Below are 12,922 nucleotides of genomic sequence, written 5' to 3'. Positions count from 1 at the left end.
AGGACAAGATGCGGTGACTGATACTTCCACTCTCCCTCTCTCGACGATGGATAAGCCTAATGGCGACCAGCATGAGCGTATTGTGGCGGTGCTGCGCGAGGCGCTGCCGTATATTAATCGCTTGCAAAAGAAGGTGCTGGTCTTGAAGCTGGGCGGCAGCACGCTGGAGCGTGACCGCGATGTGCTGGAGGATGCGATCTGGTTGCAGCGCGTGGGCGCGCTGCCGGTGATTGTGCATGGCGGCGGGCCGTCCATTACCCAATGGCTGGAGCGCATCGGCCACCAGTCGCGCTTTGTGGATGGGCGGCGCGTGACCGATGAACCCACGCTTCTGGCAGCGCAGATGGTGCTGATCGGCGAGGTGAATACCTCGCTGGTGCAGCAGATTGCCCAGCTTGGGGGGCAGGCGATTGGGCTAAGTGGCCTTGCTGGTCCCTGCATCTATGCGCGCCAGCGTGACCCCGAACTTGGCGCAGTGGGCGAGATTGTGCGTGTAGACCCCGGCCCCATTACACTGCTGCTGCAACATGGGTATATCCCGGTGGTTGCGCCGCTGAGCTATGGGGAGCAGGGCGAGTGCCTGAATGTCAACGCCGATGAGGCGGCAGCAGCGATTGCGCTCGCGCTGGAGGCGGATAAGCTGATCTATCTTAGCAATGTGACCGGCATTCAGGCCGCTGATGGCACGCTGTTCTCTGAACTTACGGCTTCGCAGGCGCGCGAACTGATCGCGCAAGATGTTATCCAGGGTGGAATGATTCCAAAGACGGAGGCTGCGCTCCAGGCGCTGGAGACTGTGCATCGGGTGCATATTGTGGATGGGCGTGTCCCCCATGTGCTGATCCGCGAACTTTTCACCGACCAGGGCGCGGGGACGATGTTCACCCCTGATTAGCCCTCTTCGCCAAAAGTTGGCGGAATGTAACTCCTTGTCTTATTATTATACCCAGGGTGGTCTTTTGCAGCCTCAGTAAAGACTTAGGACGCCTCACACAACCGCCGCACGAGCAGGGGCGGGGTTGTAGCGCCGTCCTTCCAGGCGGCAGGGGTGGGGCCACCCGTCGGTTGTGTGAGGCATTCTTAGCCGCTGCAAAAGATCACCCTGATACCCTGCTGAGATTCAAGATAAGGATGACTTATGCAGCGCAATACTGTGTCCTCTTCAGTTCCGCCTCATACGGGCGTAGCCCGTTTTCTTGACGCCTGCAATCATAAGCAGCCAGATATGACGCCCGTCTGGTTCATGCGCCAGGCCGGGCGCTGCCTCGCCGAATACCGAGAACTGCGCAAACGCTTCAACGACGATATTTTAAAGATGGCAAAGACCCCCGATGTCGCCGCGCAGATTAGCCTGATGCCGGTGGACAAGTTTGGCGTTGACGGCGCGGTTCTCTATGCCGATATTATGCTTCCACTTCAGGGGATGGGCATCGCGGTTGAGATTGAGCCAGAAGTTGGCCCGATCATTCATAATCCGGTGCGCACGATGCAGGCGGTTGAGGCGCTGCGCGTGATTGACCCGGAAGAATCAACGCCATATGTGCTGGAGGCGATTCGCCTGGTCCGCCGCGAACTGGAGGGCAAGAAGGCTATTATCGGCTTTTCTGGCGCGCCGTTCACGCTGGCCTGTTATATGATCGAGGGTCGGCCTTCACGCGATTACGCGATTGCCAAAGCCCTGATGTATGGAGAGCCGGAAGCCTGGCACGCCCTGATGGATAAGCTGACCGAGGTGGTTTCGCGCTATCTGGTGGCGCAAATCCACGCCGGGGTTGATGTGGTGCAACTTTTCGATAGCTGGGTCGGCGCGCTTAGCCCCAGCGTCTATCGGCGTTTTGTCTTGCCCTATAGCCAGCGCATCTTCGAGGTGGTGAAAGCCACCGGCGCGCCTGCTATCCACTTTGGCACCGACACGGCGAGCTTGCTGGAAGTTATTACCGAAGCGGGCGGCGATGTCATCAGCGTTGATTGGCGCGTTGATCTCGACGAAGCCTGGGCGCGTATTGGCCCTGAGCGTGGCATCCAGGGCAACCTTGATCCCACCCTTCTGCTGACTTCGTGGGAGACGGTTGAGCAGGGTATGCAAGATATTCTTCGGCGGGCCGACAATCGGCCAGGGCATATCTTTAACCTGGGGCATGGGGTGCTGGCCCCGACCTCACCCGATCTACTGCGCCGATTGGTTGATGCGGTTCACGAAACCACTGCGCGAACAAGTTCTGTTGCTTGAGGGGGAGAAAGCCAGGAAACGCATGTCAGAGAAAGAACAGATCGGTGTGGTGTTGATGACCTATGGGTCGCCTCCGACACTGGATGATATTCCGGCCTATCTGAAGAATGTGCGCGGCGGGCGCGAGCCTGACGAGGCGCTGATTACCGAGTTTCGCCGCCGCTATCATCTGATTGGCGGCTCGCCGCTGCTGCGCATCACCCGCGAGCAAGCGGCTGCGCTGGAAGGAGCATTGAACCAGCAGAACGATGGACGCCTCTATCGGGTAGTGGCCGGGATGCGCTTTTTCCCGCCGCTGATTGCTGATGTTGTGCCTGAAGCTGCCGCCGGGGCCAGTCAAATTGTCGGGATTATCATGTCGCCGCAGTATTCGCCCATTATCATGAGCGGCTACGTGCACACGCTTCAGCAAGCCGTAGCCGACCTTCGCCGCGCCGACCTGACGCTGAAAATCGCCGAGGATTGGCATTTGCAGCCCTATTTCTTGCAGGCGCTGGCCGAGCGGGTGCAGCAGGCGCTTGATCGTTTTCCATCAGAGATACGCGAGCGCGTGCCGGTGCTGCTGACGGCGCACAGCATGCCTAAGCGAGTGATCGAGAATGAGCCGGATTATATCAACCATCTCAAAGAGACGGCTGCGGTTATTGCGAGGATGCTTGGCTTAGCCGAGGACCGCTGGATGTTCTGCTATCAGAGCGCCGGGCATACGCCGGAAGAGTGGCTGAAGCCCGATTTTGCCGATGTCATGCCGGAACTACGCGCGGCGGGCTATCAGCATGTTTTGATCGCGCCGGTACAATTCCTTGCCGATCATCTGGAGATTCTCTATGATATTGAGATCGGCGCGCGCGAGCAGGCGGAGGCGGCGGGCATCGAGTTCGCTCGCATCGAATCGTTGAATACATCGCCGCTCTTTATCAAGGCGTTGGCGGCGGTGGCGCAAGAAACGCTCTCAAAAGAGCCACTGAACGTCGGGTAGCATAGGCCAACCGCGCTTAAAGAGCGATCTGTTCAGTGTAAGGAGACCCCTGTGGATTCGTTTGCCGACGCCCAACATTCGCCGGGCGTCGATCTTGCTGCGCCAGCGCCGGGCAGAGTGATCGTACAGCTTTCTGGCCCCATTGATATTCCTGCGTCGCTGGAATTGTTTCGGCGTTCGGGTGACGATCTGATTGACCGCTGGGACGGCACGCATCTGGTACGCGCGCTTCGTATCGGCGAGTACAGCGTGGCCTATGCCTGTACTGCTGCTGGCTCCACAGCGGAGCCAGCCCTAAAGGCCAGAGTTGATGATTCTGCCCATCTGCCTGCGTTGGAACAGGCGCTGCGCGCTACGTTCATCCCTGCGCCGTCGGAGTTTGTAGACCTGCTCCAGCGCGATCCGGTGATTGCGCGCCTGGATGTGGCTTTCCCTGGCTTGAGAACGGTGCGGCAGTTTGATTTGCTAGGGGCGCTGGTGCGATCAATCAGCGCGCAGCAGGTCAATTTGCGCTGGGCGGCAACAACACGCCGACGGCTGGCTGAGGCATTTGGCGAAAGGCATAAGGTTGATGGGTATGTGGTCTATCACTTGAGCGCGGAGCGCCTGGCCGCCGCGCACGTAGACGAGATTCGCGCGCTCCAGTTCACCACTCGCAAGGCTGAATATATCATCAACGCCGCCGAGGCGATAGCCAGCGGGCAATTGAACATAGCTGACCTGGAGGCGCTGCCCGACGAAGAGGTGATTGCCAGGCTGATCTCGCTGCGCGGCATCGGGCGCTGGTCGGCAGAGTGGATTCTGGCCCGCACGCTGGGCCGCCCAACCGTTGTGGCGGGCGATCTTGGCGTGCGCAAGGCGGTTGGCCTGGCTTATCTGAGAACACCACTCCCCTCTGAATCTGCTGTGCGCGAGGCGACGGCGCACTGGGGAGCATCGGCAAATGTGGCCCAGACGCTGCTTCTGCATGGCCTCGGCCTGGATATGCTGGCGCCCTGAGAGATTGTCTGGCAATCGGCTGGTCCTTTTGGCTGCAAGCCCTCTTCACGCAGAGGGGGCATACCCTGTTTATTCGCCAACTTCCGGCACAGGACCATACACACCATTTATGCCTGGCGCATATCCTACAGCTTGCGCCAGGTGTAATGAAGCGGTATTCCAGGCAAAGGCGCTGTAGATTGGAACCAGTCCCTTCTGCTGCACAATGGCCGTCCAGAGGGTGGTTGCCGCTGCGGCATAGCCCCGACGACGCGCTTCAGGTAAGGTATTGACGCCCAATTCACAGGCTGATGGGGTTTGGCGCGAACTGTGGGCGATACTCACCAGTCGGCCATCAATCAAGACGCCGATGCAGGGAGCGTTGCGGGGGTTTAGAAAATAAGAGGCGCTTTCTGACTCGAAAGCATCAATGAGATCAGCATCCTCTGCGCCGAGAACCCGCGCTAGCTGCCTGGCTTGTGCTTGTTGCTGAGGGGAAATGATGGGATAGTGAAATACCACTTCACGACGCATTCCAAGCGCCTGATCCCAGACAACATCCGCTTTGCGGGCGTCTTCTAGATACTGTAAGCGCCGCTCAGGCACAACATCAGGATGCCAGATAGCCATCTGCTCATGGGCAAAGGTGCCCAGATAGAGTGACCAGGGCGGGAGGGGGAGGCCCTGTGTCAACATGAGTTCATGCCCATCCTCGTCTACCGCTGGAAGCGTGAGGTTCCACACTGCCTCGATGTGGAGGCGGAGCAGTTCGCGCTCGGTCATGATGGATACTCCTTCCTTGATCAAAATGCTCCGCTGAGATAACTCTTCTGGCTCAGGTCAAGTAACTCTGCTTCCGCCAGAGCAATCAGTGGAACGCCTTGCTGGCGGCAGGCCGCGCCTACCAACCGCAAGCCTGTGACTATATCGCTTGGCGCCCCCTGCTCGCCATGATGCTGCTGCCGGGCAAACTCGCTGGCAGCCGCCGCGTCGAGTTTCTCTGTGCTCTCGAAGCCGCTGCGCAGATGGATATGGGGAGTGATGGCTTCGTAGGGCAAGTCTAGCGCCGCAGCCAGCAAGAACAGCCAGTAGCAGACCTGGCGACCCTCCAGAATCACATCTTCGGTTGGTGTATTGTGTGTATGGACGCCGGAGAGAACGCCTGCCAGTTCTGCCAACTCTTCGCCGATACGCTGGCGCAGCCAGGCCAGGTCAGGATGGCGCAGGCGGCGCGACGTGCCAGATACAGCCTCCAGGTCGTGATCGCGCAGGTAGCAGTAGGCACGATAGATGCACTGAAGCACCTGGGCAAGCTCATCTGTTTCTTGCAAGCCTGGGTGGGCGCTTGTCTGCTCGCTGCTGCTGCCTGCGTTGTAGACTGGCGCCGGGTCGAAGAGACGCGGGGCGCTGACCTCCCAGGCTCCCAGGCTATTCAGTCGGCGATAGTAGCAGGAGCGGTAGCCGTCGTGGCAGGCGGCCTCGCCGCGCTGGTTGACTTCCAACAGCAGACTATTGCCCTCACAGTTGATGTGTAATGCAACCACTTCTTGCACATGGCCGGATGTTTCCCCTTTTTGCCAGAGCCGCCTGCGTGACCGGCTCCAAAAATGGGCCAGGCCGGTTTCCTGTGTCCGTTGCAGCGCCTCGGCGTTCATATAGGCGAGCAGCAGCACATCGCGTGTCTGGTAGTCCTGCGCCACGACTGGAACCAGCCCATCTCGATCAAAGCGTATCTCGCTTAGCATGGCCGGATAGCTACCCCTTTCTCTTGAAGATAGGTTTTCGCCTGGCAGAGAGAGAATGTGCCAAAGTGGAAGATGGATGCGGCCAGGACGGCGCTGGCTTTGCCAATTGTCAGCCCTTCATAAAGGTGTTCGAGCGTGCCTACGCCGCCTGAAGCGATGACTGGAATGGAAACGGCTCCGGCTATCGCTGCGGTGAGCGCCAGGTCGTAGCCTTCTTGAGCGCCGTCGTGGTCCATGCTGGTCAGCAGAATCTCGCCTGCGCCCAGCGTCGCGCCCTGCTCTGCCCAGGCCAGCGCGTCCAGCCCAGTTGCCTGGCGGCCTCCGTGACTGAAGACCTCCCAGCCGGAGGGTGTGGCATTGTTGCGCCGGGCATCAATCGCCAGCACAATGCACTGGCAGCCGAATGCCTCAGCGCCCAGGCGGAGCAGTTTGGGTGAGGCAATGGCGGCGGTGTTGAGCGATATTTTATCAGCGCCCGCCCGCAGTGTTGCGCGAATATCGTCCACACTGCGAATGCCGCCGCCAACGGTAAGCGGGATAAAGACACGCTCAGCGGTGCGCTCGACAACATCGAGCATTGTAGCGCGGTTATCGCTGGAAGCCGTAATATCCAGAAAAACCACTTCGTCGGCTCCCTCGTCGCTGTAGCGCGCGGCCAACTCCACCGGATCGCCAGCGTCACGTAAATCTACGAACTGGACACCCTTCACCACGCGCCCGTCGCGCACGTCCAGGCAGGGGATCAATCGTTTGGTGAGCATCAGCGTATCCCTTCTGTACTTGACAACGCTTCTGCCAGCCTCACTTCGCCGGTATAGAGCGCGCGGCCAACAATCGTGCTTTCAACACCGAGCGCCGCCAGCGCCTTAAGATCAGCGAGCGAAGCGACTCCTCCCGATGCGATGATGGGCCGGTTGACGGCTGCCAGAAGCGTCGCCAGCGCCGCCAGATCTGGTCCACTGAGCATGCCATCGCGCTGAATATCGGTAAAGATAAAGCGCGCCACGCCTTCCGCCGCCAATTCTTGCGCCAGCGTCAGCGCCGGAACGGTTGAGGTTTCAAGCCAGCCATTGCTGGCAACCAGCCCATTACGGGTATCCAGCCCAACCGCGATACGCTCGCCCCAACGCTCCAGGCAAGCCCGCAGAAACGCGCGATCTTTCAACGCGGCGGTGCCTAGAATGACGCGCTCGATGCCAAGGTCCAGAAGCGTGGCGACATCTTTGAGAGCGCGCAAGCCTCCACCTACCTCAATAGCGATGGAAACCGCCTTGCGAATCTGCCTGATGGGTTCCAGGTTAGCTTGCGCGCCGCTGCGAGCGCCATCCAGATCGACCACATGCAGCCATTGAGCGCCCTCTATTTGCCATCGGCTGGCGACGGCTGCGGGATTATCTGAGAACCGCATACTTTGCGCAAAATCGCCTTGAACCAGTCGCACGCAGCGCCCCTCTTGCAGATCAATCGCCGGTAGAATCAACACTGACGGGCCACCTTTGCAAAATTGCGCAGCAGGCGCAGCCCATTGGCGCTGCTCTTTTCGGGATGAAACTGCACACCCCAAAGGTTGTCGGCCTCGATGACGCTGCAATACGGCCCGCCATAGTCCGTCTGCCCGGCGATCAGGGCAGCATCGGCTGGTTCAGTATAGTAGGAATGGATGAAATAAAAGTACGCGCTAGGCGGGATACCCGCAAACAGGGGCGTCTCGCGCACCGGCTGTACCTGATTCCAGCCGATGTGTGGGACGATTAGCCCTTCGGAAAAACGGCGCACGCGTCCCGCCAGCAGACCCAGCCCGGCGGTATCGCCCTCTTCGTGGTCGCCCAACAGCAACTGCATCCCCAGGCAGACGCCCAGAAAGGGGACGCCGCGCTGAAGCGCGGCGCGCACGGCTTCATCCAGCCCTTTTTCTTTGAGATAGCGTATGGCTGCGCCCGCCGCGCCCACGCCTGGCAGCACGACGGCTTCTGCCCGTTCCACAGCTTCCGGGCGATCAACCACGCGCGCCGCTATGTCGAGATGCTGGAAGGCGCGCGAGATGCTGCGCAGGTTGCCCGCGCCGTAATCAACGATGGTTATCATCAAAGCGCCTCCTTTGTAGAGGGGATCGCGCCATCACGGGCGCCGACGCGCGTTGCGGCGCGCAGGGCCAGTCCGGCGCTCTTGAACAGCGCCTCCAGCGCGTGGTGCGCGTTGCGGCCACGCAGCAAATCAAGGTGGAGCGTGATGGCCGCGTGTGTGACGAACGCTCGCCAGAACTCCTCTACGAGCGCGGTATCAAAGCGCCCGACCCAGGAGGCGATGCCTGGCGCTTCGTAGACCAGGAAGGGGCGGCCAGAGATGTCTAGCACGGCGCGGGCCAGCGCCTCGTCCATCGGCGCGTAGGAGGAGCCGAAACGGGCAATGCCGCGCTTGTCGCTCAGGGCGCTCTGAAGCGCCTGGCCCAGCACAATACCGATGTCCTCAACGGTATGATGGTCGTCAATCTCGGTGTCACCGCGCGCCTCGATCTTCAGGTCAAAGCGGCCATGCCGGGCAAACGCATGGAGGAGATGATTGAGGAAGGGTGTAGGCGTCTGAAGATCGGCGTGACCAGCGCCATCCAGAGTAAGTGTGATCTGTATCTCTGTCTCGGCGGTCACGCGCTCTACGATAGCCCGACGCGCAGGCAGGACGGCCAGTGGTTCATCGGATGGGGCGTAACGCGCCTGCGCTGGAATCTGGACAAGCTGAGATGTGTGTAACTGCGCGCTCCCTTCAGCGCCCTCCTCGAATCTGACGCTGATTGATTGTCGGTGCGCGGGCAATCCCTCAGCCGTTGCCAGAGTCTCAACGGTAGTTCGCAGGCGTGCCAGACCATCGCGTGTCAGTTCCTGCACCTGTACCTTGCGCCCATAACTTTCGACGGAGAGCGGCGAAAACATGCGAGCGTAGCCGCCGGTTGGCAGCGTGTGATTGCTGCCGGAGGCGTAATCGCCCGCAGGCTCTGGCGACCAATTGCCCAGGAAAATGGAGCCAGCGTTCTGAATGCTGCTCAGAATGCGGTGATCGTCGGTGGTAATGATCTCCAGGTGTTCGGGAGCGTAGCTATTGACGAAGGCGGCGCCTTCTTCCAGGCTTTCAACCAGCAAGAGCGCGCCAAAGCGTTCCAGGGAGGCGCGAATCTTGTCGCGCGTTTCAAGCGGTTCGGTCAGGCGCTCTACATCAACGGACACCTGTTCGGCCAGCGTGCGGGAAGTCGTGACTAGCAGGCAGGCGGAATCTTCGGCGTGTTCCGCCTGTGCCAGCAGGTCTGCCGCCACAAAGCGCGGGTGGGCGGTCTCGTCTGCCAGGATCAATACCTCTGATGGACCCGCCGGAAGATCAATATCCACTTCGCCAAAAGCGAGGAGCTTGGCGGCGGCGACGTAGGCGCTGCCCGCGCCAAAGATTTTGGAGACACGCGGCACGCTTTCAGTACCATAGGCCATTGCCGCAATGGCCTGGACGCCGCCGAGCTTGAAGATGCGCTGCACTCCGGCTAGAGAAGCAGCCGCGAGCAGCGCCGGGGAGAGGCTGCCGTCGGAGCGCGGCGGCGAGCAAAGGATGATTTCACGGCAGCCAGCGATGCGCGCGGGCAAGGCGCTCATCAGGACCGATGAGGGATAGGTCGCCTTGCCACCGGGGATGTACAGGCCGACGCGCTCGATGGGTCGCCAGACACGCCAGACAGTGACGCCTGGCTGGGTGTCCACTTTGCCCTCATGCTGAAGGTGGCGCTTATGGAACGTTTTGATATTTGTTGAAGCCTGATTGAGCGCCGCCAACAGTTCTGGCGCTGTCTGCGTGGGCGCCTGAGCTATCTCTTCGGGCGAGACTTCCAGGCTGTCAAGCTGGACATGATCGAAGCGCAGAGTATAATCGCGCAGCGCCGCGTCGCCGCGTTCGTGTACATCATTCATGACAGCGCGAACGTTGGGCAGAATGGTTTCCATCTGCTGCCTGGAGCGGCGCATGAGCCGTTCATAGTCTTCTTTGGGTAAATCTGCCAGGCGGGCGATCAACATTACGAAGCCTCTTTCTACAGCACCAATTTTTCGATAGGTGAGACGAGAATCTCAGAGGCTCCTGCCGCTCGCAGGGCTTCAATGGCTTCCCAGAAAACCTCTTCACGTATGGCGGAATGGACGGCTACCCATTCCGGGTCTGCCAATGGTACGACGGTGGGTGTCTTCAGCCCTGGCACGATATGCTTGATCTCCTCCAGGGCAGAACGGGGCGCGTTCATCATTACGTAGCGGTAGCGTTTGGCTGCCAACACTCCCTTGATGCGCAGCAGCAGCCGGTTGATGGCGTCGAGCTTTGCCGGGTCGGCCAGCGCCGCTGGATTGGCTGCCAGTACCGCCTCGGATTCTAAAATCGTGTGGAGGGGGCGAAGATCATTTAATATCAGTGAACTGCCAGTTGCCGTCAGATCGACGATTGCGCCAGAAAGCCCCAGCAGCGGGGCAACCTCCACAGAGCCGCTGATAGTGATGATCTCGACAGGAATCTGCTGCGCTTGAAAGAACTGCTGTGCCGAGTGGGGATAGGAGGTAGCGATTTTTGCCCCGGCAAGCTGCTCGACGCTGGTGATCGGCGATTCTTTGGGTACGGCGACAACCAGCGAACAATAGCCAAAGCTCAGCGGAAGCAGTGCTTCCACCGCACCCTGTTCTTCGTGCAGCAGATTGCGCCCCACAATGCCCAGGTCTACTGTGCCAGCGGCCACATATTCTGGAATGTCGTCAATGCGGGTGTGGAGCAGGGACAGTGGGAAGTTGCGGCAGTTGGAAAACAGGCGCCGACCAAAGCTCTCAAATTCCAGACCAATTGCCCGCAGCAGCGCCAGGGTGTCTTCAGTGAGCCGCCCTTCTTTTTGGATCGCCAGCCGAAGCTGCCCGTCCTGCTCTCGTTCAGTTGGAAACATTGCTTGTGTTCTACTCCTTTCTCACAAGGGAGCGCCTTCATACATCAGAGAGTAAAAAACGTAGGTAGGATGTCCAGACTGGACATCCTACCTACTTGAAGGGGTGAAGGCGCGTGCAGCCATAAGCCGCCAACCCTCACCCCTGTTCGTGATGATGGTGGTTATAAAGCTTAGATGCTGTGCAGTTGTTACTCTGCGTTTTTGCTCTCACTGTATACACGAAATGTATGCTCGTAATATGGGAGATACCCCAGGTCTGGTTACGATTGTTACATAGAGCATACCTGGGAGATAATGAGTGTGTCAACCCCACGATGCGCTTTTTCGTGCTTTTTCTGTTTCTCCTGTGCTCATAACGAAGATATAATATCCCTGAGTGCTGACGCGGAAACGAGGATGCTCGTAAGCGAAGATTGGTGATTGCGCCCCACTGCCAGGGCGGTGATCACTCATACGAAGGAGTACCCAAGATATGGCGACTATTGCAATGCGGCAAGAGGTGTCGCAATTTCTGGATGGAAAGAAGAAACTGCTTATTGGAGGGCAGTGGGCCGAGGCTCTTTCGGGCGAAACCTATGAGACGCGCAATCCCGCGACGGGCGAGGTGCTGACACACATAGCTTCTGCGGGCGTTGAGGATGTGGATAAGGCAGTCAAAGCGGCGCGCGCGGCTTTTACCGGCCCCTGGCGCAAGATCGCCCCTGCGGAGCGCAGCAAGCTGCTCTGGAGGCTGGCCGATCTGATGGAACAGCACTTCGAGGAACTGACAGAACTGGAGACGGTTGATGGCGGTAAGGTGCGCAGGATTGCGGGCGTCGAGGTGGCGATTGCCATTGATCATTTTCGCTACTACGCGGGCTGGCCGACAAAGCTTGAGGGCAACACAGTCCCTGTCTCGGCTCCGGGCATCCTCAACTACACGCTGCGCGAGCCGGTTGGTGTTTGCGGCCTGATTATCCCTTGGAACTTTCCGATTGTCATGGCGTCTTGGAAACTGGCTCCCGCGTTGGCGGCGGGATGCACAATGATCTTGAAACCGGCTGGCCCCACGCCGCTGACGGCGCTGCGCGTTGGCGAACTGGCGCTGGAAGCCGGTTTTCCTGAAGGCGTAGTGAATATTATTACCGGCCCAGGTTCGCGGGTGGGCAGTGCGCTGGTGCGGCATCCCGAAGTAGATAAGATTGCCTTCACCGGCTCAACCGAAGTGGGCAAGCAGATTGCGCGGGAGTCGGTTGATACTGTGAAACGGGTTTCGCTGGAACTGGGCGGCAAGTCGCCTAATATCGTCCTACCCGACGCTGATCTGGAGGGAGCCGTCAGGGGCGCGTTCAACGCGATTTTCTACAACCAGGGCCAGGTTTGTACGGCTGGCTCGCGCCTTTTCGCCGAGCGTTCTATTGCTGAGGAATTGACCGAGCGGCTGGCAGATCGGGCGCGCAAGACGACGCTGGGCAATGGACTGGACCCGAAGGTGCAGATGGGACCGGTTGTCTCGGAAAGTCAGATGCAGACAGTGTTGGGCTATATCGAGAGCGGTCTGCGCGAAGGCGCGAAGCCAGTATCAGGCGGCAAGCGCGCTGCTGGCGACGGTCTGGAAGGCGGCTATTTTGTCGAGCCAACCGTCTTCAGCGGCGTCACCGATGAGATGACAGTTGCGCGCGAGGAGATTTTTGGGCCGGTGGTGGTTGTTCTGCCATTTGAGGGGCTGGAGGAAGTAGCCGAACGCGCCAATAACAGCCCCTATGGCCTGGCGGCGGGCATCTGGACACGCGATCTGGGCAAGGCGCATAAGCTGGCTTCGCTGCTCAAAGCAGGCACAGTCTGGATTAACTGCTACAACGTCTTTGACGCGGCTTCGCCTTTTGGCGGTTATAAACAGAGCGGCTACGGGCGCGAACACGGCCATGCCGCGCTGGAATTGTACACCGAGGTGAAGAGCGTCTGGACGAAATACGACTAGAGTTCCCCGCTTGATTCGCCTGCTATACTAGAAATAGGCATTGCTGCCGAGTATAGTGTAGGTTTCAAGGGAGGAATCT

12 protein-coding genes are annotated in these 12,922 nt (G+C 59.5%); 5 read left to right on the top strand and 7 right to left on the bottom strand.

Annotated elements, in window-relative coordinates:
• Positions 1–13: 13 nt before the first annotated feature.
• The 4 genes from argB to VH599_01980 all read left to right on the top strand — a co-directional run bounded on the left by argB (position 14) and on the right by VH599_01980 (position 4,208).
• Positions 14–895 carry an acetylglutamate kinase gene (argB, locus tag VH599_01995; GenBank protein ID HEY7347063.1) on the top strand — a complete coding sequence of 294 codons (882 nt, stop codon included), beginning with the start codon at positions 14–16 and terminating at the stop codon, positions 893–895.
• 243 nt (positions 896–1,138) lie between these two features.
• Positions 1,139–2,230, top strand: coding sequence for a uroporphyrinogen decarboxylase (hemE, locus tag VH599_01990; protein HEY7347062.1), 1,092 nt, complete (start codon positions 1,139–1,141; stop codon positions 2,228–2,230).
• A 22-nt stretch (positions 2,231–2,252) separates the two neighbouring features.
• On the top strand, positions 2,253–3,209 hold the full coding sequence (gene hemH / locus VH599_01985) for a ferrochelatase (protein HEY7347061.1): 957 nt from the start codon (positions 2,253–2,255) through the stop codon (positions 3,207–3,209).
• A gap of 51 nt (positions 3,210–3,260) precedes the next feature.
• A complete protein-coding gene (locus VH599_01980) occupies positions 3,261–4,208 on the top strand; it encodes a hypothetical protein (protein HEY7347060.1) in 948 nt (315 codons plus the stop codon).
• Positions 4,209–4,277: 69 nt separating this feature from the next.
• Here VH599_01980 and VH599_01975 read toward each other — a convergent pair whose 3' ends face one another.
• The 7 genes from VH599_01975 to hisG are packed head-to-tail and all read right to left on the bottom strand — an operon-like array spanning position 4,278 to position 10,883.
• A complete protein-coding gene (locus VH599_01975) occupies positions 4,278–4,970 on the bottom strand; it encodes a GNAT family N-acetyltransferase (protein ID HEY7347059.1) in 693 nt (230 codons plus the stop codon).
• Between the two features lie 20 nt (positions 4,971–4,990).
• Positions 4,991–5,932: a phosphoribosyl-AMP cyclohydrolase gene (gene hisI / locus VH599_01970; GenBank protein HEY7347058.1), complete on the bottom strand. Its 942-nt coding sequence runs from the start codon at positions 5,930–5,932 to the stop codon at positions 4,991–4,993.
• Entirely contained in the window at positions 5,926–6,693 is a 768-nt protein-coding gene (gene hisF / locus VH599_01965) for an imidazole glycerol phosphate synthase subunit HisF (protein HEY7347057.1), read from the bottom strand. Before hisF ends, hisI begins: the two co-directional genes overlap by 7 nt.
• Complete coding sequence (gene hisA / locus VH599_01960) at positions 6,693–7,415, bottom strand: 1-(5-phosphoribosyl)-5-[(5-phosphoribosylamino)methylideneamino]imidazole-4-carboxamide isomerase (protein ID HEY7347056.1); 723 nt, start codon at positions 7,413–7,415, stop codon at positions 6,693–6,695. Before hisA ends, hisF begins: the two co-directional genes overlap by 1 nt.
• Positions 7,409–8,017 (bottom strand): imidazole glycerol phosphate synthase subunit HisH, encoded by a 609-nt coding sequence (gene hisH, locus VH599_01955; protein ID HEY7347055.1) that lies wholly within the window; start codon positions 8,015–8,017, stop codon positions 7,409–7,411. Before hisH ends, hisA begins: the two co-directional genes overlap by 7 nt.
• Positions 8,017–9,981: a histidinol dehydrogenase gene (hisD, locus tag VH599_01950; GenBank protein ID HEY7347054.1), complete on the bottom strand. Its 1,965-nt coding sequence runs from the start codon at positions 9,979–9,981 to the stop codon at positions 8,017–8,019. Before hisD ends, hisH begins: the two co-directional genes overlap by 1 nt.
• 14 nt (positions 9,982–9,995) lie before the next feature.
• A complete protein-coding gene (hisG, locus tag VH599_01945; protein HEY7347053.1) occupies positions 9,996–10,883 on the bottom strand; it encodes an ATP phosphoribosyltransferase in 888 nt (295 codons plus the stop codon).
• Between the two features lie 472 nt (positions 10,884–11,355).
• Between hisG and VH599_01940 the strand changes: the two genes are divergently transcribed.
• Entirely contained in the window at positions 11,356–12,843 is a 1,488-nt protein-coding gene (locus VH599_01940; protein HEY7347052.1) for an aldehyde dehydrogenase family protein, read from the top strand.
• Positions 12,844–12,922: the final 79 nt, after the last annotated feature.

It is taken from the genome of Ktedonobacterales bacterium (genome assembly GCA_036557285.1).
GTDB lineage: Bacteria > Chloroflexota > Ktedonobacteria > Ktedonobacterales > DATBGS01 > DATBHW01.
The sequence above is the reverse complement of the archived record's forward strand: the minus strand, read 5'-3'. Positions and strand labels throughout refer to the sequence as shown.

Coding starts and splice junctions, on each gene's coding strand:
- VH599_01975 (HEY7347059.1), bottom strand. CDS start 4,970: ATGACCGAGCGCGAACTGCTCCGCCTCCACATCGAGGCAGTGTGGAAC.
- VH599_01940 (HEY7347052.1), top strand. CDS start 11,356: ATGGCGACTATTGCAATGCGGCAAGAGGTGTCGCAATTTCTGGATGGA.
- hisH (HEY7347055.1), bottom strand. CDS start 8,017: ATGATAACCATCGTTGATTACGGCGCGGGCAACCTGCGCAGCATCTCG.
- hisD (HEY7347054.1), bottom strand. CDS start 9,981: ATGTTGATCGCCCGCCTGGCAGATTTACCCAAAGAAGACTATGAACGG.
- hisI (HEY7347058.1), bottom strand. CDS start 5,932: ATGCTAAGCGAGATACGCTTTGATCGAGATGGGCTGGTTCCAGTCGTG.
- hisG (HEY7347053.1), bottom strand. CDS start 10,883: ATGTTTCCAACTGAACGAGAGCAGGACGGGCAGCTTCGGCTGGCGATC.
- hemH (HEY7347061.1), top strand. CDS start 2,253: ATGTCAGAGAAAGAACAGATCGGTGTGGTGTTGATGACCTATGGGTCG.
- hemE (HEY7347062.1), top strand. CDS start 1,139: ATGCAGCGCAATACTGTGTCCTCTTCAGTTCCGCCTCATACGGGCGTA.
- hisF (HEY7347057.1), bottom strand. CDS start 6,693: ATGCTCACCAAACGATTGATCCCCTGCCTGGACGTGCGCGACGGGCGC.